At 64.0% G+C, this 25,528-nt stretch carries 24 protein-coding genes; 16 read left to right on the top strand and 8 right to left on the bottom strand.

The window, feature by feature from the left end; all coding sequences use genetic code 11:
• Window positions 1–141: 141 nt before the first annotated feature.
• Entirely contained in the window at window positions 142–1,068 is a 927-nt protein-coding gene (locus QME24_RS01035) for an alpha/beta hydrolase (RefSeq protein ID WP_054905151.1), read from the top strand.
• Here the strand turns inward: QME24_RS01035 and QME24_RS01040 are convergent, their stop codons facing one another.
• Window positions 1,069–1,821, bottom strand: a complete 753-nt coding sequence (locus QME24_RS01040) for a DUF2059 domain-containing protein (protein ID WP_054905150.1) — start codon at window positions 1,819–1,821, stop codon at window positions 1,069–1,071.
• 113 nt (window positions 1,822–1,934) lie between these two features.
• On the opposite strand from QME24_RS01040, the gene QME24_RS01045 reads away from it, so the two are divergent.
• Entirely contained in the window at window positions 1,935–2,567 is a 633-nt protein-coding gene (locus QME24_RS01045) for a 2OG-Fe(II) oxygenase (RefSeq protein ID WP_054905165.1), read from the top strand.
• Window positions 2,568–2,650: 83 nt separating this feature from the next.
• Here QME24_RS01045 and QME24_RS01050 read toward each other — a convergent pair whose 3' ends face one another.
• On the bottom strand, window positions 2,651–3,139 hold the full coding sequence (locus QME24_RS01050; protein ID WP_009683689.1) for a transporter substrate-binding domain-containing protein: 489 nt from the start codon (window positions 3,137–3,139) through the stop codon (window positions 2,651–2,653).
• 224 nt (window positions 3,140–3,363) lie between these two features.
• On the opposite strand from QME24_RS01050, the gene QME24_RS01055 reads away from it, so the two are divergent.
• The gene (locus QME24_RS01055; protein ID WP_054905149.1) at window positions 3,364–3,840 is read left to right on the top strand and encodes a DUF4399 domain-containing protein; all 477 of its coding nucleotides are present in this window, start codon (window positions 3,364–3,366) and stop codon (window positions 3,838–3,840) included.
• A gap of 150 nt (window positions 3,841–3,990) precedes the next feature.
• Here QME24_RS01055 and serA read toward each other — a convergent pair whose 3' ends face one another.
• Complete coding sequence (serA, locus tag QME24_RS01060) at window positions 3,991–5,220, bottom strand: phosphoglycerate dehydrogenase (protein ID WP_009683687.1); 1,230 nt, start codon at window positions 5,218–5,220, stop codon at window positions 3,991–3,993.
• 171 nt (window positions 5,221–5,391) lie between these two features.
• Between serA and QME24_RS01065 the strand changes: the two genes are divergently transcribed.
• The 4 genes from QME24_RS01065 to QME24_RS01080 all read left to right on the top strand — a co-directional run bounded on the left by QME24_RS01065 (window position 5,392) and on the right by QME24_RS01080 (window position 9,605).
• Window positions 5,392–6,789, top strand: coding sequence for an FAD-binding oxidoreductase (locus tag QME24_RS01065; RefSeq protein ID WP_029887615.1), 1,398 nt, complete (start codon window positions 5,392–5,394; stop codon window positions 6,787–6,789).
• A 25-nt stretch (window positions 6,790–6,814) separates the two neighbouring features.
• Window positions 6,815–7,480, top strand: a complete 666-nt coding sequence (locus QME24_RS01070; protein ID WP_054905147.1) for a fumarylacetoacetate hydrolase family protein — start codon at window positions 6,815–6,817, stop codon at window positions 7,478–7,480.
• A gap of 211 nt (window positions 7,481–7,691) precedes the next feature.
• Window positions 7,692–8,612, top strand: a complete 921-nt coding sequence (locus tag QME24_RS01075) for an SdiA-regulated domain-containing protein (RefSeq protein ID WP_029887617.1) — start codon at window positions 7,692–7,694, stop codon at window positions 8,610–8,612.
• 90 nt (window positions 8,613–8,702) lie between these two features.
• Window positions 8,703–9,605, top strand: coding sequence for an SdiA-regulated domain-containing protein (locus QME24_RS01080; protein ID WP_054905146.1), 903 nt, complete (start codon window positions 8,703–8,705; stop codon window positions 9,603–9,605).
• Between the two features lie 103 nt (window positions 9,606–9,708).
• Here the strand turns inward: QME24_RS01080 and rpiA are convergent, their stop codons facing one another.
• A complete protein-coding gene (rpiA, locus tag QME24_RS01085; RefSeq protein ID WP_280091393.1) occupies window positions 9,709–10,383 on the bottom strand; it encodes a ribose-5-phosphate isomerase RpiA in 675 nt (224 codons plus the stop codon).
• A 133-nt stretch (window positions 10,384–10,516) separates the two neighbouring features.
• Here rpiA and ilvA point away from each other — a divergent pair, with 133 nt between their 5' ends.
• The 4 genes from ilvA to ptsP all read left to right on the top strand — a co-directional run bounded on the left by ilvA (window position 10,517) and on the right by ptsP (window position 15,430).
• Window positions 10,517–12,031 carry a threonine ammonia-lyase, biosynthetic gene (gene ilvA, locus QME24_RS01090; protein WP_054905145.1) on the top strand — a complete coding sequence of 505 codons (1,515 nt, stop codon included), beginning with the start codon at window positions 10,517–10,519 and terminating at the stop codon, window positions 12,029–12,031.
• A 43-nt stretch (window positions 12,032–12,074) separates the two neighbouring features.
• Window positions 12,075–12,500: a DUF2269 domain-containing protein gene (locus QME24_RS01095; RefSeq protein WP_054905144.1), complete on the top strand. Its 426-nt coding sequence runs from the start codon at window positions 12,075–12,077 to the stop codon at window positions 12,498–12,500.
• 148 nt (window positions 12,501–12,648) lie between these two features.
• Entirely contained in the window at window positions 12,649–13,128 is a 480-nt protein-coding gene (locus tag QME24_RS01100) for an RNA pyrophosphohydrolase (protein WP_003249017.1), read from the top strand.
• A 22-nt stretch (window positions 13,129–13,150) separates the two neighbouring features.
• Window positions 13,151–15,430 (top strand): phosphoenolpyruvate--protein phosphotransferase, encoded by a 2,280-nt coding sequence (gene ptsP / locus QME24_RS01105; protein WP_009685081.1) that lies wholly within the window; start codon window positions 13,151–13,153, stop codon window positions 15,428–15,430.
• A 57-nt stretch (window positions 15,431–15,487) separates the two neighbouring features.
• Here ptsP and QME24_RS01110 read toward each other — a convergent pair whose 3' ends face one another.
• Window positions 15,488–16,234, bottom strand: a complete 747-nt coding sequence (locus QME24_RS01110) for an NRDE family protein (protein WP_054882075.1) — start codon at window positions 16,232–16,234, stop codon at window positions 15,488–15,490.
• A gap of 129 nt (window positions 16,235–16,363) precedes the next feature.
• Here QME24_RS01110 and QME24_RS01115 point away from each other — a divergent pair, with 129 nt between their 5' ends.
• From QME24_RS01115 to QME24_RS01125, 3 genes are read left to right on the top strand one after another with little or no spacing between them, the layout of a single operon-like run.
• Window positions 16,364–17,146: a sulfite exporter TauE/SafE family protein gene (locus QME24_RS01115; RefSeq protein ID WP_281690732.1), complete on the top strand. Its 783-nt coding sequence runs from the start codon at window positions 16,364–16,366 to the stop codon at window positions 17,144–17,146.
• A 16-nt stretch (window positions 17,147–17,162) separates the two neighbouring features.
• Window positions 17,163–17,969, top strand: coding sequence for a prolipoprotein diacylglyceryl transferase (lgt, locus tag QME24_RS01120; protein ID WP_009685084.1), 807 nt, complete (start codon window positions 17,163–17,165; stop codon window positions 17,967–17,969).
• Between the two features lie 51 nt (window positions 17,970–18,020).
• The gene (locus QME24_RS01125; protein ID WP_029887260.1) at window positions 18,021–18,992 is read left to right on the top strand and encodes a thymidylate synthase; all 972 of its coding nucleotides are present in this window, start codon (window positions 18,021–18,023) and stop codon (window positions 18,990–18,992) included.
• Between the two features lie 190 nt (window positions 18,993–19,182).
• Here QME24_RS01125 and cadR read toward each other — a convergent pair whose 3' ends face one another.
• On the bottom strand, window positions 19,183–19,626 hold the full coding sequence (gene cadR / locus QME24_RS01130; protein WP_054905143.1) for a cadmium resistance transcriptional regulator CadR: 444 nt from the start codon (window positions 19,624–19,626) through the stop codon (window positions 19,183–19,185).
• An 82-nt stretch (window positions 19,627–19,708) separates the two neighbouring features.
• Here cadR and QME24_RS01135 point away from each other — a divergent pair, with 82 nt between their 5' ends.
• The gene (locus tag QME24_RS01135; RefSeq protein ID WP_280091394.1) at window positions 19,709–21,967 is read left to right on the top strand and encodes a heavy metal translocating P-type ATPase; all 2,259 of its coding nucleotides are present in this window, start codon (window positions 19,709–19,711) and stop codon (window positions 21,965–21,967) included.
• A 44-nt stretch (window positions 21,968–22,011) separates the two neighbouring features.
• Here QME24_RS01135 and QME24_RS01140 read toward each other — a convergent pair whose 3' ends face one another.
• Complete coding sequence (locus QME24_RS01140; protein ID WP_029887257.1) at window positions 22,012–23,376, bottom strand: GTPase/DUF3482 domain-containing protein; 1,365 nt, start codon at window positions 23,374–23,376, stop codon at window positions 22,012–22,014.
• A complete protein-coding gene (locus tag QME24_RS01145; RefSeq protein ID WP_232892365.1) occupies window positions 23,369–24,760 on the bottom strand; it encodes a DUF2868 domain-containing protein in 1,392 nt (463 codons plus the stop codon). The genes QME24_RS01140 and QME24_RS01145 overlap by 8 nt, the downstream gene beginning before the upstream one ends.
• Before the next feature lie 54 nt (window positions 24,761–24,814).
• Between QME24_RS01145 and QME24_RS01150 the strand changes: the two genes are divergently transcribed.
• Complete coding sequence (locus tag QME24_RS01150) at window positions 24,815–25,330, top strand: dihydrofolate reductase (protein WP_029887255.1); 516 nt, start codon at window positions 24,815–24,817, stop codon at window positions 25,328–25,330.
• Window positions 25,331–25,528: the final 198 nt, after the last annotated feature.

Genomic DNA, 25,528 nt, shown 5'->3' on the forward strand with positions numbered 1-25,528 from the left:
CCTGAGGCCTGGTGATATCCCTATGGGAGCTGGCTTGCCGGCGATAGCGCCAGTACAGGTAATGCATGGCCGAAGCTTGCCACGATGCCGGCCAGAGCTGAATATCCCAGATCAATACTTGCTTCACTGTGGATGTACCCGATGCCCCCTGACTTTCAGCCCGACCGCCTGCGTGCCAGCCTGGCGCCGTTCACCGCGCGCCATCCGCTGTCGACTCAAGCGCAGGATTACCAGCGTTTCTATGGCCTGAACCTGTCGGCCCACAGCTGGCTGGGCGGTTTCCAGGCCGCGGGGTTCGAGTTGGCCGGGCAGGCTTGGCTACCCGAGCAGCCAAGCGCGACGCTGTTCCTGCTGCATGGCTATTACGACCACATGGGCCTCTATCGGCATGTGATCGAGTGGGCGCTCGGGCAAGGTTTTGCGGTCATCAGCTGCGACCTGCCCGGCCATGGGCTGTCCAGCGGCGAGCGGGCGAGCATCAGCGACTTCGCGGTGTACCAGCAGGTGCTGCAGGCGCTGTTCGAACAGGCGCGTGCGTTGCAGCTGCCGCGGCCATGGCATTTGTGCGGGCAGAGCACGGGTGGGGCGATCGCGGTGGACCATTTGCTGTACCAAGGTGCCCATAGCCCTGTGGATGGCCAGGTCATTCTGCTGGCGCCACTGGTGCGGCCATGTGCCTGGCGTTGGTCCAAGTTCAGCTATCGCGTGCTGCGCCATTTCGTCAATGGTATCGAGCGGCGCTTCAGTGAGAATACCAACGACCCTGCCTTCCTGCCGTTTCTCCAGGCCGACCCCCTGCAACCGCGCCGGCTGCCCACTGCCTGGGTGGGTGCCCTGATCGCCTGGGTCAAACGCATCGAGGCTGCGCCCAAAAGTACACGGCGGCCATTGATCGTACAGGGAGAGGCCGACGGCACGGTGGATTGGCCATACAACCTGGAGGTGCTGAAGGCCAAGTTCGCTGAGCCGCAGATCCTGATGCTGCCCGACGCGCGTCACCACCTGGCCAACGAGCTGCCAGGCATTCGCCAGCGCTACTTCGATTTCATCGACCAGCGCCTGGGCTGATCACCTCAGCTCGTTGCTGCTCTGGCCCACTGCCAGGCCGGCACGCACCGCGGCCAGTGCCGCCTGGTAGTAGGCCTTGCCGTCGGGCGACTCGGCAAAGGTGGCGAACTCTTCCAGCTCGGCGTCGGACAGGTCGCGGTACACGTACAGCAACGTATTGTTGAGGTCTTCGCCAATTTGCCCCATGAGCCGCTGGCGCTGACCGTCGAGCAGGCCTTGCGCCTGGCCGCCGCCCAACAGGCCGGGGATCATCGAGCTGAGGCTGTCGGCCGCCACGCCGGCGATGGCCAGGCTGACTTCGGCGCCGGCTTCGCGTGCTGGCAAGGCCTGAGCCAGGTGGCCAATGATCAGCAGGCGGTCATCGCTGGCCTGCATTTTCGGCAAGCCCTTGGCGTTTCTGGCCAGTTCATCCTTGCGCGTGGCCTTGAGCTCGGCGGCTACCACCTTGCGCCCCAGCGGCGACTGGAAGAACGCCAGGGCCGGTGCCGGGTTGGCCAGGCTGGCGCGCAGCTTTGCCTGGGCACGACGGTCTACCGCCTGGGCCTGGAAGCGCTGGTTGCTGTTGTCGACCAGCGCCTGGTACACGGCGGGCGGTAAACTGTTGCGGTAGCGCGCCTGGGCGGCGGTGAGGGCATCGTTGAAGTGGGCGCGCTGGTCGGGCCAGCCGGCAGCCTTGTACAGTTGATCCAGGTTATCTGCCCAGACAGGCGTGGTGCAGATCATCAGCAGAATCAGGGAAAACAGACGGCGCATTCAGGACTCCTGTCGGCAGGCGACCATTGTCCTTGGCCCGGCGCCGGTTTGTCGAGATATGTGCGTGTTTCTCGGCCAAGTGGCGCTGTGCGCCGCCAGGGCGAATGGATATGATGCGCGCCATGCATACTTCCCCCGAAAACCCGATGCTCGCGGCCGTCGTTGACGATCTGGCCACCCATGGCTGGTCCCAACAGGCGCTGTTTCTGCCTGTCGACCTTGCGCGCGCGTTGGCGGTCGAGTGCCGGCGCCGTTATGCCGAAGGCGAACTCAACCCGGCCGGGGTGGGGCGCGGTGATGCCCAGGAAGTACGCGAAACCATTCGCGGCGACCAGATCCAGTGGATCGACCCTGGCCAGGCCGAGGCTTGCGACCGGTACCTGGCGGCCATGGACCAGTTACGGCTGGCCATCAACCAGGGCCTGTTTCTCGGCCTGCAGGATTTCGAGTGCCATTTTGCCCTGTACCCACCCGGTGCATTTTATCGCCGGCATCTGGACCGCTTTCGTGACGATGATCGGCGCATGGTCTCGGCGGTGTTTTACCTGAACGAAGACTGGCAGCCGCAGGATGGTGGGCAGCTGCGCATGTTCCTCGCCGACGGTGCCGAGCCCCTGGTCGAGCCGCTGGCAGGTTGCCTGGTGGTGTTCCTGTCGGGTGAGGTGCCTCACGAAGTGCTGCCCGCCGGGCGTGAGCGCTTGTCGTTGACGGGCTGGTTCCGGCGGCGTGGCAATGACCCGTTCTGATTTGCCCAAGATGCTGGTCAGCGCTTGCCTGCCAAATCAATAAGCCACGTAGTGCGATGAGGGCGGCACAGACCGCACAAACCTCATTGCCCGGCCGCAGTCTCCTGCACACCCTTGAACCACTTCTGTTCGAGCTCGGCCGTGCGGCCACTGTCCTTCAACCGCTGCAGCGCATTGTTAACGGCACTTTCAAACGCCGGGTTGTCCTTCTGGAACGGGATCACCAGCTTCTTCTCGCCAAACGGCAGGCTCGCGTCAAGCGGACCGTCACTCTTGAGTGCTTCGCTCGCTGGGGTCAGCGCGACATCATACTTGCCGCTTTCCACACCTGGCAGTACCTCGTCCGCAGGCGCCTCGACAAATTCGGCACGCAGGTCCAGTTCGCGGGCCAGGTCCTGGCCAAATTCCACATCGAAACCGCTCAGCCGCTCGTCTTGCTTGAACGCATAAGGCGGGTTGTCGGCTTGTACGGCAATGCGCAGTTCGCCCCGGTCGGCGATTTCGTCGATCAGCTCCGCCTGGGCCAATGGACTGATCAGTACTGCCAGCAGTACCCCTATGGTCGAACGCATTGAAGGCCCCTTTTTCTTTTACAGGTGAATAACTTTCGTCATGGCTTTATTCCTCGCCATGATCGAACGCAGCCTAAGACCTTGGCGCCTCGGCATTGTTTAACCCTGACTCAAATTTTTCTGTCAGGCAACGTGAACACCTTGGCGCATATTTCAACTAAGGTGAACTACCGCCGCTGTTGGATGACAAGCTGCGGTCAATGAGTGAATCACAGGAGAAGTGAATGAACAGCCTATTTTCGCGTGCTGCCGTTGCCGGTTTGCTGATGGGAGCGTCGGTGTTGGCCAGTGCCGCAGACGCCCTGAAGAGCCAGGAGCCGCCCAAGGATGCCAAGGTCTTCATCGTTTCCCCCGCCGATGGTGCCACCGTCGACAAGACCTTTACCGTCAAGTTCGGCATTGAAGGCATGGGCCTGAAGCCTGCTGGTGACCAGACCCCGCACACCGGCCACCACCACTTGCTGGTGGATGTGGACAAAGAGCCCGTCGCCGACATGCCGCTGCCGACCAGCCTGATGCCAGAGGCCGGCACCGCACTGCCAGCCGGGCCGCAGGTGCTGCATTTCGGCAAGGCACAGACCGAAACCAGCATTACCCTGACCCCGGGCAAGCACACCCTGCAACTGGTGCTGGGTGACCAGTATCACGTGCCGTTCAAGCCGAGCGTCGAGTCGCAGAAGATTACTGTCGACGTGAAATAGGTGTTGGGCTTTTCGCGGGCTCGCCCGCTCCCACAGGGGGGGCCGCAAGCTTCGGGTTTGCGGTGATCCTGTGAGAGCAGGCGACGCCGCTTCCACCGGCAAAAAAAAGGGAGGCCACCAGGGCCTCCCTTTTTCATGCTGCAAGCAAACTCAGAACAGTACGCGGGAACGGATGGTGCCTTTGACCTGTTGCAGTTTTTCTTGCGCCAGGTCGGAGTACTCGGCGTCTACGTCGATTACCACGTAACCGACTTTCTCGTTGGTCTGCAGGAACTGACCGGAGATGTTGATACCGTTCTCGGCGAATACCTTGTTGATCTCGCTGAGTACGCCCGGGATGTTTTCGTGAATGTGCAGCAGGCGGTGCTTGCCTGGGTGCGCTGGCAGTGCCACCTCAGGGAAGTTGACCGAAGACACCGAAGTACCGTTATCGCTGTACTTGACCAGCTTCTCGGCCACTTCCAGGCCGATGTTGGCCTGGGCTTCGGCAGTGGAACCACCGATGTGCGGGGTGAGGATCACGTTGTCCAGGCCGCGCAGCGGGCTCTCGAACTCTTCGTCGTTGGAGCGTGGCTCGACCGGGAACACGTCGATGGCAGCGCCGATCAGGTGCTTGTCCTTGATGGCGGCGGCCAGGTGGTCCAGCTCGACCACGGTGCCACGGGCGGCGTTGATCAGGATCGCGCCCTTCTTCATCGAGCGGATTTCCTTCTCGCCGATCATCCACTGGGTGGAGGGCAGCTCAGGCACGTGCAGCGAGACGATGTCGGCCAGGCCCAGCAGTTCGTGCAGGCTGGTGACCTGTACGGCGTTGCCCAGTGGCAGCTTGGTCAGCGGGTCGTAGAAGTAGACCTGCATGCCCAGGTTTTCGGCCAGGACCGACAGCTGGGTACCGATCGAGCCGTAGCCGACGATGCCGAGTTTCTTGCCGCGAATCTCGAACGAGTTGGCTGCGCTCTTGATCCAGCCGCCACGGTGGCAGGAGGCGTTTTTCTCTGGGATGCCACGCAGCAGCAGGATCGCTTCGGCCAGTACCAGCTCGGCGACCGAGCGGGTGTTGGAGTAGGGCGCGTTGAACACGGCGATACCGCGCTCGCGGGCAGCTTCCAGGTCTACCTGGTTGGTGCCGATGCAGAAGCAGCCAACGGCGACCAGTTTCTTGGCGCAGTCGAAGATCTCTTCGGTGAGCTGGGTGCGCGAACGGATGCCAATGAAGTGGGCATCGGCGATCTTTTCCTTCAGCTCGGCTTCCGGCAACGAACCAGTGAGGTATTCGATGTTGGTGTAGCCGGCGGCCTTGAGGGTATCGACCGCGTTCTGGTGCACACCTTCAAGAAGAAGGAACCGGATCTTGCTCTTGTCGAGAGAAGTCTTGCTCATCTGCGTAAACCTGTATCCCGGAGAAAAAATGGCGAGGGGTGATGCCAGGCGCGAGGGCGGCCTTAGCATGAACAGCGGGAGCGCTATGCTAGCATACGCGACACAATCTGAGCTTATCCCGACAGGTGAAGAGTGCTCAGGGTGACTATGAATAAGTCGAGAGTTCCAGCGATGACCCACCCCGCTGCAATTGAAGAACTGATGACCCTTGTCGACCCTGGCAAGGTCCTGACCGACCCGGCATCCCTCGACGCCTATGGCAAGGACTGGACCAAGCACTATGCACCGGCGCCCAGCGCCATCGTGCTGCCCAAGACCATCGAGCAGGTGCAGGCCATTGTCCGTTGGGCCAATGCGCACAGGGTGGCGCTGGTGCCGTCGGGTGGGCGCACCGGGCTCTCCGCGGGGGCCGTGGCGGCCAATGGCGAAGTCGTGGTGGCCTTCGACAACATGAACCGGATTCTCGACTTCAATGCCTTCGACCGCACGGTGGTTTGCCAGCCCGGGGTGGTCACCCGCCAGTTGCAAAGCTACGCCGAAGCGCAGGGCCTGTATTACCCGGTAGACTTCGCCTCCAGCGGTTCCAGCCAGATAGGCGGCAACATCGGCACCAATGCCGGCGGCATCAAGGTGATCCGCTACGGCATGACCCGCAATTGGGTGGCCGGGCTGAAGGTGGTGACGGGCAAGGGCGAGTTGCTGCAGCTGAACAAGGACCTGATCAAGAACGCCACCGGTTATGACCTGCGCCAGCTGTTCATTGGCGCCGAAGGCACGCTGGGTTTCGTGGTGGAAGCCACCATGCGCCTGGACCGCGCCCCGCGCAACCTCACCGCCATGGTGCTGGGCACGCCGGACTTCGACTCGATCATGCCGGTGCTGCACGCCTTCCAGGGCGGGCTCGACCTCACGGCCTTCGAATTTTTCTCGGACAAGGGCCTGGCCAGGATCCTTGCGCGTGGTGATGTGCCGGCGCCATTCGCCACCGACTGCCCCTTTTATGCGCTGCTGGAGTTCGAGGCCAGCACCGAGGCAGTCGCCAACCAGGCACTGGCCACCTTCGAGCATTGCGTCGAGCAGGGCTGGGTACTGGACGGGGTGATGAGCCAGAGCGAAACCCAGCTGAAAAACCTGTGGAAGCTGCGTGAGTACCTGTCGGAAACCATCTCGCACTGGACCCCGTACAAGAACGATATTTCAGTCACGGTCTCGAAAGTACCGGCGTTTCTGCGCGATATCGATGCCATCGTGGCCGAGCATTACCCGGATTACGAAGTGGTGTGGTACGGCCATATCGGCGATGGCAACCTGCACCTGAACATCCTCAAGCCCGAGCACATGGACAAAGACGCGTTCTTTGCCTCGTGCGCCAAGGTCAACAAGTGGGTGTTCGAGATCGTCGAACGCTACAACGGCTCGATCTCTGCCGAGCACGGCGTAGGCATGACCAAGCGCGACTACCTGGGCTACAGCCGCTCGGCCGAAGAAATTGCCTGCATGAAGGCGATTAAGGCCGTGTTCGACCCTAACGGCATCATGAATCCGGGTAAGATCTTCGCTCCTGAATAAAAAGCAGCATGCAAAGGAGTCGGCCATGAGTTACCAGCACCAGTATGTAGACGGCACGCGCATCCACTTCCCGTTGGGCAAGGTGGTGTGCATTGGCCGTAACTATGCCGAACACGCCAAGGAACTGGACAACCCGATCCCCAGCGAACCGCTGCTGTTCATCAAGCCCGGCAGTTGCGTGGTCGCCGCGCAAGGCGGCTTCAAGATCCCGACCGAGCGCGGTTCGGTGCATTACGAGGCAGAAATCGCCGTGTTGCTGGGCAAGTCACTGTCCTCGCACCCCAGCGAGGAAGAGGTGCTGGACGCCATATCCGGCTACGCCCCGGCCCTGGACCTGACCCTGCGCGACGTGCAGGCCAAACTGAAGGAAAAAGGCCTGCCATGGGAGCTGGCCAAGAGCTTCGACGGTGCCTGCGTACTGCCGCCGTTCGTCTCGGCTGCCAGCTTCCCGGACGTGACCGACATCCCGGTACGGCTGACGGTGAACGGCGAAGTACGCCAGGACGGCAACAGCGCAATGATGCTCAACCCTATCGTGCCGATGATTCAGCACATGGCCGCGAATTTTTCGCTGCTGGCGGGGGATGTGATCCTCACCGGCACCCCGGCGGGCGTGGGGCCGTTCAATGTCGGTGACGAGCTGGTGCTGGAACTGCCGGGTGTCAGCCGCTTCGAAAGCCGGGTGCTCTGAGCCCTGTGAGAGCGGCCTTGCGTCGCGAAAGGGCCGCAGTGCGGCCCCGGCAATAGGTGCTTGACGCATGAATCCCGGGGGCGCTTCGCACCCCTTTCCGCGACACAAGGCCGCTCCCACAAAGAATGCGCGTCCAGGCAGGATTTGGCGTTTTTTTCACACCGAATGCGGATAATGCGCGCATCTACGCCCACTGCTTCAGGACCGCTGCATGCCATCACCCCCCAACGCCCCGGCAACCCCCAAGCGTCGTTTCTACCTGCGCTGGCCCTTTGGCCTGGCGGTGGCGGCGGTGATTGGCTATGGCGTGGCCATGGCGATGCACTGGGATGACCGTGGTGCGCTATGGCTGAAGGAAGGTTTTGAAAGCCGCGCCGAGCGCAGCGAAAGCGTATGGCTGCCGGATTATCAGGTAGACATCGATGCCAAGCCCCTGCCGGGCATGGACGATGACGAAGCGTCGGACGTGGCGTTCAACCCGCAGACCCGGACGCTGTTCGCGGTCATGGGCAAGAACCCGTTCCTGGTCGAACTGAGCCTGGACGGCGATGTGCTGCGCAAGATCCCGCTCAACGGCTGGAACAACCCGGAAGGCGTTGCCGTGCTGGAAGACGGTTACCTGGCCATCACCGACGAGCGCCTGCATGACCTGACCCTGGTCAAGGTGGACGGGCACACGGCGGTGCTCAACCACGCCGACTTCAAAAGCTATGACCTGGGGCAGTCGGTGAAAAGCAACAAAGGCTTCGAGGCCGTCGCCTGGGACCCGCTGCACCAGCGCCTGGTCATCGGCGAGGAGCGCCCGCCCAAGCTGTACACCTGGAACACCGATGGCCGCAGCCAGCTCAAGGGCGACAAGCAGCCGCTGCCAAGCGATCAGCTCGACTTGCGCAACCTCTCGGCGCTGGGTGTCGACCCGCGTACAGGCCACCTGTTGGTCTTGTCGGCCGACTCCAACATGCTGCTGGAGCTGGACCAGCAGGGGCAGCAGGTCAGCTTCATGACTTTGCTCGGCGGGTTCAACGGCCTGCAAGGCACCATCCCGCGGGCCGAGGGGGTGGCGATGGACGACCAGGGCAATCTGTACATGGTCAGTGAGCCGGCATTGTTCTATCGCTTCAGAAAACCCTGAGCCAACAATCCGCTTTTGCGGATGCTGGCATTAAGCTTTATTTCAGTCATTCATGGTTAGATTCGCCATCCTTGTGCCGAGTCTGCCTGTATGCGTGGTTTTGTTCGTCTATCCCTGGTAATAGCCGTTGTCTGCCTGTGCCTGCTCGGCTGGGCCGGGCATGAGTTCCGCCTTTACGAGCGCGCCTGGTTCAACTTCAAGACCTGGTGGCAGCCCGCCGAGCAGAGCATGGGCCTGGAGCGCTACCGGGTGGTGCTGGAAGCGCAGCCTATCGAAGGGTTGAACGACGATATATCGGCGCTGACCTACGACCCTGACCGCAAGACCCTGTTTACCGTCACCAACGCCCGTTCGGAGTTGATCGAGCTGTCGCTGGACGGGCGCATCCTGCGCCGCGTGCCGCTGACGGGCTTCGGCGACCCGGAGGCCGTGGAGTATGTCGGGCCAAACAGCTATGTGATTTCCGACGAGCGTCAGCAACGGCTGATCCGGGTGCGCCTGGACGACGACACGTTGTTCCTTGATGCCGGCGATGCCGAGCAGCTCAGCCTGGGCATTGGCCTGAACGGCAACAAAGGCTTCGAAGGGCTGGCCTACGACTCAGCGGGCAAGCGCTTGTTCGTGGCCAAGGAACGCGACCCGATGCTCATCTACGAGGTTCACGGCTTCCCGCATGACAACCCGGAAAGGCCCTATGCCGTGCATGTAGTACAGGACCGCAAGCGCGATTCACGGTTGTTCGTGCGGGACTTGTCGAGCTTGCAGTTCGATGAGCGCAGTGGGCACCTGCTGGCATTGTCCGACGAGTCGCGGCTGTTGCTGGAGCTGGATATCGAGGGCAGGCCGCTGAGTACCCTGTCGCTGCGCAAGGGCTACCAGGGCTTGCAGGCGACCGTACCGCAGGCGGAGGGGATTGCGATGGACGAGGCGGGAACCCTTTATCTGGTCAGTGAGCCGAACCTGTTCTATGTGTTCAAGCAGCCGGCTGACTGATCGTCTGTCAGGGCCCTTCGCGGGTAAACCCGCTCTTACAGATAGCTCGCCAGGCTCCATGCCAGTGGCGATCGCTGTAGGAGCGGGTTACCCGCGAAGCGGTTTAATTGGCCGTCAGGGTCTTCACACCTTCAGCAGTACCCAGCAACAGCAGGTCCGCCGGCCGCGCCGCGAACAGGCCGTTGGTCACCACGCCAACAATGGCGTTGATCTGTGCTTCCAGCTCCACCGGGTTGGTGATCTGCAGGTTGTACACATCGAGGATCACGTTGCCGTTGTCGGTCACCACACCCTCGCGGTACACCGGGTCGCCGCCCAGCTTGACCAGTTGGCGGGCCACGTGGCTACGGGCCATCGGGATCACCTCGACCGGCAGTGGGAAGGCGCCCAGCACCGGCACCAGCTTGCTGGCATCGGCGATGCAGATGAAGGTCTTGGCCACTGCTGCAACGATCTTCTCACGGGTCAGGGCTGCGCCGCCGCCCTTGATCAGGTTCAGGTGCGCGTCGCTTTCATCGGCGCCGTCCACGTAGAACTCCAGCTCGCTGACGCTGTTCAGTTCGTACACCGCAATACCATGCCCCTTCAGGCGCTGGGCCGTGGCCTCGGAGCTGGCGACGGCACCGTCGAAGGCGGTCTTGTGCTGAGCCAGGGCATTGATGAAGAAGTTGGCGGTCGAACCGGTACCGACGCCGACGACGCTCTTTTCATCCAGCTTGGGCAGAATGAAGTCGACAGCGGCCTGGGCGACGGCCTGTTTGAGTTGGTCCTGGGTCATGCGGGCTCCGGAAGGGGCAGGGCGGTTTCAAAGTTGCCTAGTATAACGGCTCGCACGGCTTTGCTGTGGTCGCCCGACGTAGCGCTGGGGTAGACTTCCAGCCCTTGTCCCGCTGCCCAGTGATGCTTTCCCGATGCTCGAACAGTACGTCAAGAAGATCCTCACCTCGCGCGTCTATGACGTTGCCGTCGAAACCCCGTTGCAGAGCGCCGGGCAACTGAGCAAGCGCCTGGGCAACCAGATTCTGCTCAAGCGCGAAGACCTGCAGCCGGTGTTCTCGTTCAAGATCCGCGGGGCGTACAACAAGCTGGCCCAGCTGACCCCGGAAGAACTGGCCCGCGGCGTGGTCACCGCCTCGGCCGGCAACCACGCCCAGGGTCTGGCCCTGGCCGCGCGGGAAATGGGCATCAAGGCCACCATCGTGATGCCCAAGACCACCCCGGAGATCAAGGTCGAAGGCGTGCGCTCGCGTGGCGGCAAGGTGGTGCTGCATGGCGACTCGTTCCCCGAGGCGCTGGCTTATTCGCTGAAGCTGGTCGATGAAAAGGGCCTGGTCTATGTCCACCCTTACGATGACCCGCACACCATCGCCGGGCAGGGCACCGTGGCCATGGAAATCCTGCGCCAGCACCCTGGCCAGCTGGACGCGATCTTCGTGCCGGTGGGCGGCGGTGGCCTGATCGCCGGTATTGCCGCCTACGTGAAGTACCTGCGTCCGGATATCAAGGTCATTGGTGTTGAGCCGGATGACTCCAACTGCCTGCAGGCGGCCATGGCCGCGGGTGAGCGCGTGGTGCTGCCGCAGGTCGGGCTGTTCGCCGACGGCGTGGCGGTGGCGCAGATCGGCCAGCACACCTTCGATATCTGCCGCCACCATGTGGATGAAGTGGTCACGGTCAGCACCGATGAAATCTGTGCCGCAATCAAGGATATCTACGACGATACCCGCTCGATCACCGAGCCTGCCGGCGCGTTGGGTGTGGCGGGCATCAAGCGTTACGTCGAACTGTACGGCGTGACCGGCCAGACCCTGGTGGCAATCGACTCCGGCGCCAATGTCAATTTCGACCGCTTGCGCCATGTGGCCGAGCGTGCCGAACTGGGTGAAAAGCGCGAGGCGATCATCGCCGTTACCATTCCTGAACGCCCGGGCAGCTTCAAGGCGTTCTGCCAGGCGATTGGCAAACGCCAGATCACCGAGTTCAACTACCGCAAGCACACCTCGGACGAGGCGCATATCTTCGTGGGCGTGCAGACCCACCCGGAAAACGACCCGCGCGCAGCCTTGGTGCAGCATTTGGGCGAGCAGGGCTTCCCGGTAACGGACCTGACCGACAACGAGCTGGCCAAGTTGCACATTCGTCATATGGTCGGCGGCCACTCGGCTGGCGCCAGCGATGAAATGGTGCTGCGCTTCGAGTTCCCGGAACGGCCGGGGGCGCTGTTCAATTTCCTCGACAAGCTGGGTGGGCGCTGGAATATCTCGATGTTCCACTACCGTAACCACGGCGCGGCAGACGGGCGTGTGGTGGCGGGCCTGCAGGTGCCGGAAGACGAGCGCCACCTGGTGCCAGCGGCACTGGCCAAGATTGGTTACCCCTACTGGGACGAAACCGAGAACCCGGCTTACAAGCTGTTCCTGGGCTGAGCAGCTAAGCTGGGCCTAAGGCCTGCTCAAGGACAACGCACACATGGAACATCTGACCACCCTGAAAACACTGCACATCATCGCCACTGCACTCCTGCTGCTGGGTGCCCTGGGCCTGGCGGTGTGGACCGTGCGCGCCCGCCGCCAGGGCGATGCGCAGGCCTATGCCAAGCTGCTGCGCCGGCCGCTGGTGTTCGTGTGGCTGGTAATGGTGCTGTGCCTGGTAAGCATGCCCTTCACCGGCTGGTGGCTGGTGCACCTGGTCGGCTGGCCGCTGGGGCAGACCTGGGTGCTGGCGTCCAGCGTCATCTATACGCTTGGTGCGTTTGCCATGTGGTCGCTGCTGGTGCGGCTTAACCGGCTGCGCAAGGCCGAGCCGGTAGGGTTGCGCTTCACCTTGGCGCTGGCGGTGTTCAGTGGCGTCTGCCTGCTGTCCATCGCCGGGCTGATGGGCGCCAAGCCAGTCTGACGCAGCAGCGGCCAACGCTTGCCAGCATCACCTTGCCTTCACCGAACAAGGAGTTTTCACGCCGCGGCACATAAGCGTGGCGGGCGCGTTGCTGCGCTCGCAAGCTTTGTGGAACAATGCGGTGACATGCGTTTGCGAGGTTGCTGCCGTGATCGACCCGGATGGTTTTCGCCCCAATGTCGGGATCATTCTCACGAATGATGCCGGGCAGGTGCTATGGGCTCGACGGATCAACCAGGATGCCTGGCAATTTCCCCAGGGTGGAATCAACCCTGACGAAACGCCGGAAGATGCCCTGTACCGCGAGCTGAACGAAGAAGTTGGCCTTGAACGCGATGATGTGGAAATTCTTGCCTGCACCCGTGGCTGGTTGCGTTATCGTTTACCGCAGCGCCTGGTGCGGACCCACAGCCAGCCGCTGTGCATCGGCCAGAAGCAGAAGTGGTTCCTGCTGCGCCTGGTCAGCAACGAACAACGGGTAAGAATGGACCTCACCGGCAAGCCGGAGTTCGACGGCTGGCGTTGGGTGAGCTATTGGTACCCGCTGGGCCAGGTTGTGACATTCAAGCGCGAGGTATACCGGCGCGCCCTGAAAGAGCTAGCACCGCGTCTTCTGACGCGCGACTGACGACGGAGTTCGACCCCGAGCCATGCTCAATACGCTGCGCAAGATCGTCCAGGAAGTAAACTCCGCCAAAGATCTCAAGTCGGCGTTGGGGATCATTGTCTTGCGCGTCAAGGAGGCCATGGGCAGCCAGGTCTGCTCGGTGTACCTGCTTGATCCGGAAACCAATCGCTTCGTGCTGATGGCCACCGAAGGCCTGAACAAACGCTCCATCGGCAAGGTCAGCATGGCGCCCAACGAAGGTCTGGTCGGCCTGGTCGGTACCCGCGAAGAGCCGCTGAACCTGGAAAACGCCGCCGACCACCCGCGTTACCGCTACTTTGCCGAAACTGGCGAAGAGCGATTCGCCTCGTTCCTGGGTGCACCGATCATTCACCACCGCCGCGTGGTCGGGGTGCTGGTCATCCAGCAGAAGGAGCGCCGCCAGTTCGACGAGGGCGAAGAAGCGTTCCTGGTCACCATGAGCGCCCAGCTTGCCGGGGTTATCGCCCACGCCGAGGCCACCGGCTCGATCCGTGGCCTGGGCCGGCAGGGCAAGGGCATCCAGGAAGCGCGTTTCGTCGGCGTGCCTGGCTCGCCAGGCGCTGCCGTAGGGCGTGCCGTGGTCATGTTGCCGCCTGCCGACCTCGAAGTGGTGCCCGACAAGGCCGTCGATGACATCGACGCCGAGCTCAAGCTGTTCGAAAACGCCCTTGAAGGCGTGCGCGAAGACATGCGCAAGCTGTCGGCCAAACTGGCGACGCAGCTGCGCCCGGAAGAGCGCGCTCTTTTCGATGTGTACCTGATGATGCTCGAAGACGCAGCGCTGGGCGGCGAGGTGACCGCGGTCATCAAGACCGGCCAGTGGGCCCAGGGCGCCCTGCGCCAGGTGGTCGGCGAGCACGTCAACCGTTTCGAGCTGATGGACGACGACTACCTGCGCGAGCGTGCCTCCGACGTGAAGGATCTGGGCCGGCGTTTGCTGGCCTACCTGCAAGAGGCCCGCTCGCAGTCGCTGGTCTACGCCGACAACACCATCCTGGTCAGTGAAGAGCTGACCCCGGCAATGCTCGGCGAAGTGCCGGAAGGCAAGCTGGTCGGCCTGGTGTCGGTACTGGGGTCGGGCAACTCCCACGTTGCCATCCTGGCCCGTGCCATGGGTATCCCCACGGTAATGGGCCTGGTCGACCTGCCTTACTCCAAGGTCGACGGCATCGAGCTGATCGTCGACGGTTACAAGGGCGAGGTGTTCACCAACCCGAGCGAAGTGCTGCGCAAGCAATACAGCGACGTGGTCGAGGAAGAGCGCCAGTTGGCCCAGGGCCTGGATGCCCTGCGCGAGCTGCCCTGCATCACCCCCGACGGCCACCGCATGCCGTTGTGGGTCAATACCGGCCTGCTGGCCGATGTGGCCCGGGCCCAGCAACGCGGTGCCGAAGGGGTGGGCCTGTACCGCACCGAAGTGCCGTTCATGATCAACCAGCGCTTCCCCAGCGAAAAAGAGCAGCTGGCCATCTACCGTGAGCAGTTGGCGGCCTTCCACCCACTGCCGGTGACCATGCGCACCCTCGACATTGGTGGCGACAAGGCGCTGTCCTATTTCCCGATCAAAGAAGACAACCCGTTCCTCGGCTGGCGCGGCATCCGTGTGACCCTCGACCACCCGGAAATCTTCCTGGTGCAGACCCGCGCCATGCTCAAAGCCAGCGAGGGCCTGAACAACCTGCGCATCCTGCTGCCGATGATTTCCGGTATTCACGAGCTGGAAGAGGCGCTGCACCTGATTCACCGGGCCTGGGGCGAGGTGCGCGACGAAGGCACCGACGTGCCGATGCCGCCGGTTGGCGTCATGGTGGAGATCCCTGCGGCGGTGTACCAGACCAAGGAGTTGGCGCGGCAGGTGGATTTCCTGTCGGTCGGTTCCAACGACCTTACCCAGTACCTGCTGGCCGTGGACCGCAACAACCCACGGGTCGCCGACCTGTACGACTACTTGCACCCGGCGGTGCTGCAGGCGCTGAACACCGTGGTGCGTGATGCCCATGGCGAGGGCAAGCCGGTCAGCATCTGCGGCGAGATGGCGGGTGACCCCGCGGCAGCGATCCTGTTGATGGCGATGGGCTTCGACAGCCTGTCGATGAACGCCACCAACCTGCCCAAGGTGAAGTGGATGCTGCGCCAGGTGAACATGGGCAAGGCCAAGGAGCTGCTGGTCGAAGCCTTGAGCCACGACAACCCGCAGGTTATCCACAGCTCGTTGCAGCTGGCGCTGAAAAACCTGGGGCTGGCGCGGATGATCGGGCCTGGAGCCAATAAAACCCTGTAAGGGGGGGTGCCTGTTCGGGCCTCTTCGCGGGCACGCCCGCTCCCACGAAGGCGCTGTTCAGACCGACAGCTCAACCTCCCCCAGGTGCCCTCCAAACGGCCCGAAACTGCGCTCGATCAGGCGCCTTCTGCCCTGATCATCCACAATCAGCACAGTACTCGCGCGTGTCCCATAACTCTGGCTGGCAATAAACACACTCGACAGCAGCTTCTCGGTCGCCATGCCCACGCCTGTGTCCGGTAGCTCCCCGTCAGCTGCAGGCTCGCCATCGGCCAGCAGCGCCAGCAACTGTGGCGGCTCCGGCGTTTCCAGCAACCTCTGCAGCCCGCTTCGCGCCTTCACCAGCTTTGGCCATGGGGTATCCAGCCCGGCATTGGACAGCCCGTACACCCCGGCTTCCAGCAGGCGCGGCGCCACGTCTGGGCCATGCAGGTAACCCAGCTGGCGCCCATCACCCACCAGCAGGTTGAACCCCGAATACTGCCCGCTACGGCTGGCCACCTCGTCCAGGTAAGCCTCAACCCCCAGCTCACCCCGTAAATACCCCGCCACCAGCTCGCCGCGCGAGCGGGGCCCCTGCGCCTGCCGCGGGTCACGGATATTGGTCAGCGCTGCAAAGCGCCCCTGTGGGCCCACACCCAGCCAGGTGCCACCGGCCTCCAGGTCCCGCCCGGCATGCACCCCGGGCGCATCCTCCCAGGCCGCCAGGGCCTGGGCAGGGCGGGCGTAGAATTCGTCGCGGTTGGCCGCGACGATCAGCGGCAGGGCGTGCCCCGGCCGCCAGGCGAATACGATCAGGCACATCGGTCAGGCCTCTGTGTTTTCTGCCACTGTACCCACAGCTGCGGGCAGGATCCATCCTGACACAGACTTCACTAGAGCCTCGAACCCGGCTTCCGTTACCATGCCGGATTGATTTCTCGGGGATGCCGAATGGAATTCGTGCTCTATCTGCTGTTGGGCGCCTGTGCCGGCGTGCTGGCGGGGCTGTTCGGCGTGGGCGGCGGCATCATCATCGTGCCGGTGCTGGTGTTCAGCTTCACCCTGCAGGGTTTCGACGCCTCGGTACTGACCCACCTGGCGGTGGGTACGTCGTTGGCGACCATCGTGTTCACCTCGATCAATGCCGTGCTCGAACACCACCGCAAGAGTGCGGTGCAATGGCCGATATTCGCCTGGATGACCCTGGGCATCCTCCTGGGGGCCGGGGTCGGCGCCAAGACCGCCTCGCTGATCCAGGGCCCGCTCCTGCAAAAGATCATTGGTGTCTTCGCACTGGTCATCGCTGCGCAAATGGCCCTGGACCTCAAGCCCAAGGCCAGCCATGGTGTGCCTGGCAAGCCTGTGCTGGTCGGCGCGGGTGGGGTGATCGGTTGGGCCTCGGCCATTTTCGGCATTGGGGGTGGCTCGCTGACCGTGCCTTTCCTGACCTCGCGCAGCCTGCCCATGCAACAGGCAGTGGCCACATCCTCTGCCTGCGGCCTGCCGATCGCCATGGCCAGTGCCTTGAGCTTCATGCTGCTAGGTTGGCATGAGCAGCACCTGCCGCCCCACAGCCTGGGTTACGTGTACCTGCCGGCGCTGGTCGGCATTGCCGTGACCAGCATGTTTTTCGCGCGCTTTGGCGCGCGCCTGGCGCACAAGCTGTCGCCGCGCCTGTTGAAACGCCTGTTCGCAGCCCTGCTGTTCTGTGTTGGCCTCAGCTTTTTGATTTGAATCGAGAGGAAGTTCCATGCTGCCTTACCCGCAGATAGACCCCGTGGCCGTGGCCATTGGCCCGCTGAAAATTCACTGGTACGGCCTGATGTACCTGATCGGCATCGGTGGCGCCTGGTTGCTGGCCTCCCGTCGGCTGAACCGTTTCGACCCGACCTGGACCCGTGAAAAGCTCTCCGACCTGGTGTTCTGGCTGTCGATGGGGGTAATCGTCGGTGGCCGCCTGGGCTACGTGCTGTTCTACGACCTGCACGCCTACCTGGCCAACCCGACCTTGATCTTCGAAGTGTGGAAGGGTGGCATGTCGTTCCACGGCGGCTTCATTGGGGTGATGCTGGCAGCCCTGTGGTTCGGCAAGCGCAACAACAAGTCGTTCTTCGAGCTGATGGACTTTGTCGCGCCGCTGGTGCCGATCGGGCTGGGCGCCGGGCGTATCGGCAACTTCATCAACGCCGAATTGTGGGGCAAGCCGACCGACGTGCCGTGGGCGATGATCTTCCCGCCCTTCAGCGACCCCGCGCAACTGCCGCGCCACCCGTCGCAGCTCTACCAATTTGCGCTGGAAGGCGTGGCTCTGTTCGTGATCCTCTGGCTGTTCTCGCGCAAGCCGCGGCCGACCATGGCCGTGTCCGGGATGTTCGCGCTGTTCTATGGCATTTTCCGTTTCATCGTCGAGTTCGTTCGCGTACCGGACGCCCAGCTGGGCTATCTGGCGTGGGGCTGGCTGACCATGGGTCAGATTCTCTGCGTGCCGATGATCCTCGCTGGCCTCGGCCTGATCTGGTGGGCTTATAATCGCAAGCCCACGGCGAATCCCGCCTGATTAATCCCACGGCAGGGGCGATCCCCCTGCCGTATCTGCTACAGGTAAGCCATGAAACAGTATCTGGACCTGGTCCGCGACGTTATCGAAAACGGCACGCTGCAGGGCAACCGCACCGGCATCCGCACCATCAGCCTGCCGGGTGCGATGCTGCGTTTCGACCTGCAGAAGGGCTTCCCGGCCATTACCACGCGCAAGCTGGCGTTCAAGTCGGCGATCGGCGAGATGGTCGGCTTCCTGCGCGGCGTGAAGAACGCCGGTGAGTTCCGCGAGCTGGGCTGCAAGGTGTGGGACCAGAATGCCAACGAAAACGCCCAGTGGTTGGCCAACCCGTTCCGCCAGGGCCATGATGACCTGGGTGAAATCTATGGCGTGCAATGGCGCCAGTGGCCTGGCTACAAGCGCATCCCGCTGGGCAACCCCGCCGCTATCGCCATGGCCGAGCAGGCGGGCTTCCGCCGTATTGCCCAGGACGAGGAAGACGGTGTCGCCTTCGTCATCCTGTACAAGGCTATCGATCAGGTGCGCCAGTGCCTGGACACCATCGCCAACGACCCGGGCAGCCGGCGCATCCTGTTCCACGGCTGGAACTGCGCGCAGCTCGACGAGATGGCGCTGCCGCCGTGCCACCTGCTGTACCAGTTCCATCCGAATGTCGAGACCAGGGAAATTTCCCTGACGCTTTACATCCGTTCCAACGACTTGGGCCTGGGGACACCGTTCAACCTTACCGAAGGTGCGGCGCTGCTGGCCCTGTTCGGCCGCCTGACCGGGTACACCCCGCGCTGGTTTACCTACTTTATCGGCGATGCCCACGTGTATGAAAACCACCTGGACATGCTCAACGAGCAGCTCAAGCGCGAGCCGCTGGAAGCGCCGAAGCTGGTGATCAGTGACCGGGTGCCGGCGTTTGCCGAAACGGGCAAGTACGAGCCCGAGTGGCTGGAGAAGATCGAGCCGAGTGATTTCTGGCTGGAAGGCTATGAGCACCATGCGCCGATGACGGCACCGATGGCGGTGTAGGTACCTGGATGGCCGGGGCGCTTTGCGCCCCTTTCGCGACACAAGGCCGCTCCTACATCTGTAGCGTGAGCTTGAAGCCAGCACCCTAACCTGTGGGAGCGGGCGTGCCCGCGAAGCAGGCGACGCGGTGGCTGGCACCGGCTTTGCCGGTGTTCGCGGCTGAAGCCGCTCCCACGGTAGATCGTGTTCCTCAATGCCCGTGGCTGCGGCCCACGTGCGAATGCTCGGTTTCCGGCACCGTTACCGCACCATTCGTCTCCAGTTGCTGCAAGATCGCGCATTCTGCCCCCTGTGCGCTGCAGCGCCGGCGCAGTTCCATCAACTGCGCCTGCAACGCTACCAGCCCGTCGATGCGCGCCTGCACATGCTCGATATGCTCGTCGATCAGCGCGTTGACGCTGCCGCACGCGCCAGCCGGGCTGTCGCGCAGGCTTAGCAGGCTGCGGATTTCATCGAGGGTCATGTCCAGCGTGCGGCAATTGCGGATGAACGTCAGCCGCTCGACATGCGCCTGGGTGTAGAGGCGGTAGTTGCCGTCGCTGCGCGCAGGTGCGGGCAGCAGGTTTTCCCGCTCGTAGTAGCGGATGGTTTCCACCGCGCAGTCGGTGGCTTTGGCCAGTTCACCGATCTTCATTACCAAATTCCCCGCTAATGGCTTGACCCTATAGTGGCTACAGGGTGTTCACTTGGCAACAGGCTCACTTTAAGGACCCCCCATGAACCAGCCTGTCAGCCACGAACACAAGCACGGTCACCACCACGATCATGCCCATGGCGAAGACGACCATGGCCATGCTGCCCATGGGCACAGCTGCTGCAGTGCCGAAGCTGCGCCGGCGCTGGTGCAGTTGAGCGAGCAGGCCAGTGGCCACGCGCGCCTCAGCCGCTTCCGCATCGATGCCATGGACTGCCCCACCGAGCAGACCTTGATCCAGGACAAGCTCGGCAAGCTGGCTGGCGTCGAGCAATTGGAATTCAACCTGATCAACCGCGTGCTTGGCGTGCGCCACACCTTGGGTGGTACCGCCGAAATCGAGCGGGCTATCGACAGCTTGGGCATGAAAGCCGAGCCGCTGGGCGCCGAAGACGACGGCAGCGCCAGCGCATCGGCACCGGCGAAAACCCGTTGGTGGCCGCTGGCGTTGGCGGGTACTGCGGCAATCGCCGCGGAAATCGTGCACTTTTCTGCGCTTGCGCCGGAGTGGGTGGTGGCCGCGCTGGCACTCGCAGCCATACTCGGCTGCGGTCTGGGCACCTATAAAAAGGGCTGGATCGCCCTGAAAAACCGCAACCTCAACATCAACGCACTGATGAGCATCGCCGTCACGGGTGCGGTACTGATCGGGCAGTGGCCGGAGGCAGCCATGGTGATGGTGCTGTTCACCATCGCCGAGCTGATCGAAGCCCGCTCGCTGGACCGTGCGCGCAATGCCATCAGCGGCCTGATGCAACTGACGCCGGACATGGCGACGGTGCAGCAAGCCGATGGCCAGTGGCGTGAAGTGCCAGTGCGTGAGGTAGCCATCGGTGCACAGGTGCGGGTGCGCCCTGGCGAGCGCATTGGCCTGGACGGTGAAGTGACCAGCGGGCAATCCAGCGTCGATCAGGCGCCGATCACCGGCGAAAGCCTGCCCGTGGAGAAGGCGGTCGGCGACAAGTTGTTTGCCGGCACCATCAACCAGGCAGGGGCGCTGGAGTTTCGCGTGACCGCTGCTGCCGGGCAGTCGACCCTGGCCCGGATCATCAAGGCTGTGGAGCAGGCGCAAGGGGCACGGGCGCCGACCCAGCGCTTCGTCGACCGCTTCTCGCGCATCTACACGCCGGTGGTGTTCGCCATCGCCTTGGCCGTGGCGGCGGTGCCGCCGCTGTTCATGGCCGGTGCCTGGTTCGACTGGGTGTACCGCGCCTTGGTGCTGCTGGTAGTGGCGTGCCCGTGCGCCCTGGTGATCTCCACCCCGGTGACCATCGTCAGCGGCCTGGCCGCCGCTGCGCGCAAGGGTATTCTGGTCAAGGGGGGCATCTACCTGGAAGGCGGCCGCCACCTGGACTTCCTGGCCCTGGACAAGACCGGCACCATCACCCATGGCAAACCTGCCCAGACCGACGCCGAGGTGCTGGCGCCGCTGTTCGAAGGCCGCGCCCAGGCCTTGGCCGCCAGCCTGGGCGAGCGTTCGGACCACCCGGTGTCGCGAGCCATCGCCCAGTTCGGCAGGCAGCAAGGCCTGGCCTTGAGCGAGGTAGACGACTTTGCCGCCCTGGCCGGGCGGGGCGTGCGTGGCACCATCGACGGCCAGGTCTACCACTTGGGCAATCACCGCCTGGTCGAGGAGCTGGGGCTGTGTTCGCCCGAGTTGGAGGCCCGCCTGGATGGGCTGGAGCGCCAGGGCAAGACCGTGGTCCTGCTACTCGACCGCAGCGGCCCGCTGGCGCTGTTTGCAGTGGCCGACACGGTCAAGGAAAGCAGCCGTCAGGCGATTGCCGAACTGCATGAGCTGGGCATCAAGACGGTGATGCTGACCGGTGACAACCCGCACACCGCCCAGGCCATTGCCGCCGTGGTAGGCATCGACCGCGCCGAGGGCAACCTGCTGCCGGCCGACAAACTGCAAAGCATTGAGGCCTTGTACGCCCAGGGCCACCGGGTGGGTATGGTCGGTGACGGCATCAACGATGCGCCGGCACTGGCCCGTGCCGAGATCGGTTTCGCCATGGCCGCGGCCGGCACCGATACCGCCATCGAAACCGCCGATGTGGCGCTGATGGACGATGACTTGCGGAAAATCCCGGCCTTCGTTCGGTTGTCGCGGCAAAGCGGGGCGATCCTGCTGCAGAACATCGTTCTGGCGCTGGGCATCAAGGCCATATTCCTGGCGATCACCTTTGCCGGCATGGCCACCATGTGGATGGCGGTATTTGCCGACATGGGCGTGAGCCTTCTGGTGGTGTTCAACGGTTTGCGCCTGCTGCGCAAATAAAGGCCTGCCTGGTGCGTATGGGGCGGTTCAGGCTCGCCGCCCGTTCAAAACTGAGACACCAGCGCCTCCAGCTGTTCCTGGCGCTCGGCCTGGTTCAGCTTCGCCCCCGGGTTCAGGGTGGACCACTGTGGATGCGCCCGCGCCCTGACCAGTGCCTCTGGCAGCTTGCCCTCACGCCAGGCCTTTTCATCCAGTTCACCCAGCCTGATGCTGTCCTGCGCTGCATGCCCGCGGCTGTCCAGGGCCACCATCAACTGCTGCTGACGCAAGGCCAGCAAGCGCAACACCGTATCGTCCACGGTCAACTCGCGCTTGCCCTTGAGTTTGCCCAGCAAGCGCGCGCCATAGTTGCGCGCCGTCTGCAACGCACCGCCGGCCAGCGCCCCGGCCAGTGCCGCTGCCCCCAGGGTAAGCCCGCCAACCAGCAAGTCGACCCCGGCACCTGCCGCTGCGCCGGCGGCTACGCCGCTGCCCAGGCGTACGCCCAGCAGCTTCAAGGTTTCGGGGTTGAACAGGTCATCGCCCCAGCGCCCATCCAGCAGCGGCAGGTCGCTGGCGTGGGCATCGTCGCGGCGGAAGGCATACAGCTTGAGCAGGGCTTCGACACACCGTTGCTCACGCTGACGAATATCCTGGCGCAGCGCTTCGATGGCCCGGGCTTCGGCCGCCGGTTCGGCATCGACGCTGCGCCGGCAGGCAGCGCAGTCCAGCAGCAGCTCGGCAATCAGGCGCTTGCCGCTGTGCTGGCGAGCCAGGCGTTGGGCCTGCTGGTCGTCGATCAGCCGTTGCAAGGCCGGGCGGGCGCTTTCCAGCAGCAGGGCCAGGCTTTCGTAGAGGCGGCGTTCGCCGTCCTCGGGTGGGGCTACGCTGTCGAACCGTACCAACGCGTGAAGGCCAAGCCGGGCAAGGGCTTCGCGCCATTGCGCCTCGCGGTGCTGGTGGCTGGCGACAAAGTTGAGCACCGGCAACAGTGGCTTGCCGCAACTGGCCAGTACCTCCAGTTCGTCGCGGTACTTGGCCAGCACTGGCTCGCGGGCATCGATCACATACAAGCCGGCGTCGCTGGCCAGCAACTGGCGCAGCACCTTGGCTTCCTGCTCGAAACGCTGGCGCGCTTCGCTGCCTTGCAGGAACCGCTCGAGGCGGGCAGGGCCGTCCAGGCGCTCGCCCGGGCGCTCCAGCCGCTCCAGGTAGTCGAGCAAGGCGATGGCGTCCTCCAACCCTGGCGTGTCGTAAAGCTCCAGTAACGGTTCGCCGTCCACCGACAGCCGCGCGCCTTCGACATGGCGAGTGGTGCTGGGGCGGTGGGACACCTCGCCGAAGCCCACGTCGCGGGTCAGGGTGCGCAGCAGCGAGGTCTTGCCAACGTTGGTGTGGCCGACCACGGCCAATTTCAGCGGCTCAGTCATGGCCATGCTCCAGCCAGGTCAGCGGTGAGGTGTCGGCATAGGGCAGGCCCAGCCGCTCGAGGGCTTCATGCCAGTCGCCCAGGCGCCGAGCGTCCAGCGCCTGGCCGGGTGCTGCCTGCAGCAGCCAGACCCTTGTGGCGCCAGCATTGCGTGCCAGGTCGGCGAGCAGCGCCAGGCTGCCGCGGTCGGGCGAGCGGCGCGGGTCACAGGCGATGGCCAGGCGTGCCGGCGGAAAGCGGCTGAGTTGCTCGAGCAGGCGGTTGCGCGACTCGCGGCTGTCGAGCACGCCGGCATCGGTCACGCTTGGGGGCAGGCGGGGTGGCCAGGGCTGCTGGTCGTCCAGTTCCAGGCCCACCAGCAGGGCGCCGCTGCTGGCGCTTTGCAACTGCTCGGCGGCGAACCCTGGCAACGCCTCGGGGGCCGCGTCCTGCACGCCGATGCGCTCGCTGCGCGGCATCAGCGCTTCGCGCAGTTGGGCGTAACCCGGCAGGCTCAGGTCCAGGGTGAGGCGCTGGCGGCCCTGGCGCCAGCGCCACAGGCACAACCCGGCCAGCAGCACGCGGGGCAACAGGCCATATACCAGCACCACGCCGAGCAGCCAGCTGGCCCAGGCCTGGCGCGCCACGTCGAGGGCCGGCTGGCTGTCGCCACTGGCGCGGATCATGGCCTCGTTGGGCAAGGCAAAGCCCAGCAGAGAAGGCAGCGCGCCCAGCGCCTGGGTGAGTTGGATGAACGGGTCGGCAGCGAGCAGGGTGGTTTCCCACACGAAGCCATAGCGACGGGTGGCCAGTAGAGCCAGCAGCATGCCCAGCGCGCAGAGCATCGCCAGCAGCCACAGGCTGTGTACCAGCAGGCCCAGCAGCCAGCGGTTGAGGCGCTGGCGCTGCAGCAGTACCAGCAGTGCCGGGCCCAGGTGCGCGGCCTTGGCATCGCGGGCGAAGCGCTCACTCAGCCATAGCCACAAACGGCCCAACCCCGCCCCGTGTTCGCCACTGAGGGCAAAACCAATGGCCCAGCCCAGCAGCGTCAGCAGGTTCAGCCCCAACAGGCTGCCCAACGCCCAGAAGACGTTGACCGGGCGCTGGCCGTCGCCAAGCGCCGCCAGGGCCAGGCCGGCGCCGCTGAGCACGGCTAGCAGCAGCAGGGCCAGCACCGCCAGGCGTGCGCCCTGTTTCCAGTGGCGCAGGGCCGTGGCCATGCCGTCGCGTTCGGCCAGGAACAGCGCCCGGCTTTCGATGCGCGCCGCCAAGTCGCCGCCGCGCTGGCGCGCATGACGGTTGGCGGCCTGGTCTTCCAGCAGGCCGGCGTGTTCTTCGCGCAGGCGGACCGCTTCGGTCAGCCAGCGTTTGTCCAGTGGAGTCGGTGCGGTCACAAGGTCTTCCATTGCACAGGTCAGGGCAGAAGCATAACCCACACGCCCGGTGCTATCCTCGCTGGCATGAATACATCACTCCCCCTCAGCCTGATCGCGGCTCACGCCGAGAACCGTGTGATCGGCATCGACAACTCCATGCCCTGGCATCTGCCGGGGGACTTCAAGTACTTCAAGGCCACCACCCTGGGCAAGCCGATCATCATGGGGCGCAAGACCTGGGACTCACTGGGCCGGCCGCTGCCCGGGCGGTTGAATATCGTGGTCAGCCGGCAGCCTGGGCTGCAGCTGCAGGGCGCCGAAGTCTTCGGCTCGCTGGAGCAGGCGCTGGTGCGGGCCGAACAGTGGGCGCGCGAAAAAGGCGTCGATGAGCTGATGCTGATTGGCGGGGCGCAGCTCTATGGGCAGGCGCTGGAGAAAGGGCTGGTCAGCCGGATGTACCTGACGCGGGTGGAATTGGCGCCGGAGGGGGATGCCTGGTTTCCCGAGTTCGACCAGGGGCAGTGGAAGCTGGTGTCGAGCGAGGCACAGGGTGAAGAAGGCAAGCCTGGGTATCACTTCGAGGTTTGGGACAGGGTTTGAGATTTCTGGGGGCCGCTTGGCGGCCGATCGCGGGCAAGCCAGCTCCCATAGGGATTGCATCAGGGCTGACAGGTGGTCGCCACAAGATATGCAGTGCCTGTGAGATCGAGCGCCGCCCGCGCGGCGCATCGCGAGCTGCGCTCGCTCCTACGTTTGTTTCGGGCCAGTAACCCCTGTGCCAGGTGCGCGCGACCGCCT

The sequence above is a fragment of the Pseudomonas sp. PARCl1 genome (genome assembly GCF_947311875.1).
GTDB lineage: Bacteria > Pseudomonadota > Gammaproteobacteria > Pseudomonadales > Pseudomonadaceae > Aquipseudomonas > Aquipseudomonas juntendi.

Bases quoted from the DNA above. Each gene is read 5' to 3' on its own strand.
- QME24_RS01035 (WP_054905151.1), top strand. From the start codon at position 142: ATGCCCCCTGACTTTCAGCCCGACCGCCTGCGTGCCAGCCTGGCGCCG.
- QME24_RS01040 (WP_054905150.1), bottom strand. From the start codon at position 1,821: ATGCGCCGTCTGTTTTCCCTGATTCTGCTGATGATCTGCACCACGCCT.
- QME24_RS01045 (WP_054905165.1), top strand. From the start codon at position 1,935: ATGCGCGCCATGCATACTTCCCCCGAAAACCCGATGCTCGCGGCCGTC.
- QME24_RS01050 (WP_009683689.1), bottom strand. From the start codon at position 3,139: ATGCGTTCGACCATAGGGGTACTGCTGGCAGTACTGATCAGTCCATTG.
- QME24_RS01055 (WP_054905149.1), top strand. From the start codon at position 3,364: ATGAACAGCCTATTTTCGCGTGCTGCCGTTGCCGGTTTGCTGATGGGA.
- serA (WP_009683687.1), bottom strand. From the start codon at position 5,220: ATGAGCAAGACTTCTCTCGACAAGAGCAAGATCCGGTTCCTTCTTCTT.
- QME24_RS01065 (WP_029887615.1), top strand. From the start codon at position 5,392: ATGACCCACCCCGCTGCAATTGAAGAACTGATGACCCTTGTCGACCCT.
- QME24_RS01070 (WP_054905147.1), top strand. From the start codon at position 6,815: ATGAGTTACCAGCACCAGTATGTAGACGGCACGCGCATCCACTTCCCG.
- QME24_RS01075 (WP_029887617.1), top strand. From the start codon at position 7,692: ATGCCATCACCCCCCAACGCCCCGGCAACCCCCAAGCGTCGTTTCTAC.
- QME24_RS01080 (WP_054905146.1), top strand. From the start codon at position 8,703: ATGCGTGGTTTTGTTCGTCTATCCCTGGTAATAGCCGTTGTCTGCCTG.
- rpiA (WP_280091393.1), bottom strand. From the start codon at position 10,383: ATGACCCAGGACCAACTCAAACAGGCCGTCGCCCAGGCCGCTGTCGAC.
- ilvA (WP_054905145.1), top strand. From the start codon at position 10,517: ATGCTCGAACAGTACGTCAAGAAGATCCTCACCTCGCGCGTCTATGAC.
- QME24_RS01095 (WP_054905144.1), top strand. From the start codon at position 12,075: ATGGAACATCTGACCACCCTGAAAACACTGCACATCATCGCCACTGCA.
- ptsP (WP_009685081.1), top strand. From the start codon at position 13,151: ATGCTCAATACGCTGCGCAAGATCGTCCAGGAAGTAAACTCCGCCAAA.
- QME24_RS01110 (WP_054882075.1), bottom strand. From the start codon at position 16,234: ATGTGCCTGATCGTATTCGCCTGGCGGCCGGGGCACGCCCTGCCGCTG.
- QME24_RS01115 (WP_281690732.1), top strand. From the start codon at position 16,364: ATGGAATTCGTGCTCTATCTGCTGTTGGGCGCCTGTGCCGGCGTGCTG.
- lgt (WP_009685084.1), top strand. From the start codon at position 17,163: ATGCTGCCTTACCCGCAGATAGACCCCGTGGCCGTGGCCATTGGCCCG.
- QME24_RS01125 (WP_029887260.1), top strand. From the start codon at position 18,021: ATGAAACAGTATCTGGACCTGGTCCGCGACGTTATCGAAAACGGCACG.
- cadR (WP_054905143.1), bottom strand. From the start codon at position 19,626: ATGAAGATCGGTGAACTGGCCAAAGCCACCGACTGCGCGGTGGAAACC.
- QME24_RS01135 (WP_280091394.1), top strand. From the start codon at position 19,709: ATGAACCAGCCTGTCAGCCACGAACACAAGCACGGTCACCACCACGAT.
- QME24_RS01140 (WP_029887257.1), bottom strand. From the start codon at position 23,376: ATGACTGAGCCGCTGAAATTGGCCGTGGTCGGCCACACCAACGTTGGC.
- QME24_RS01145 (WP_232892365.1), bottom strand. From the start codon at position 24,760: ATGGAAGACCTTGTGACCGCACCGACTCCACTGGACAAACGCTGGCTG.
- QME24_RS01150 (WP_029887255.1), top strand. From the start codon at position 24,815: ATGAATACATCACTCCCCCTCAGCCTGATCGCGGCTCACGCCGAGAAC.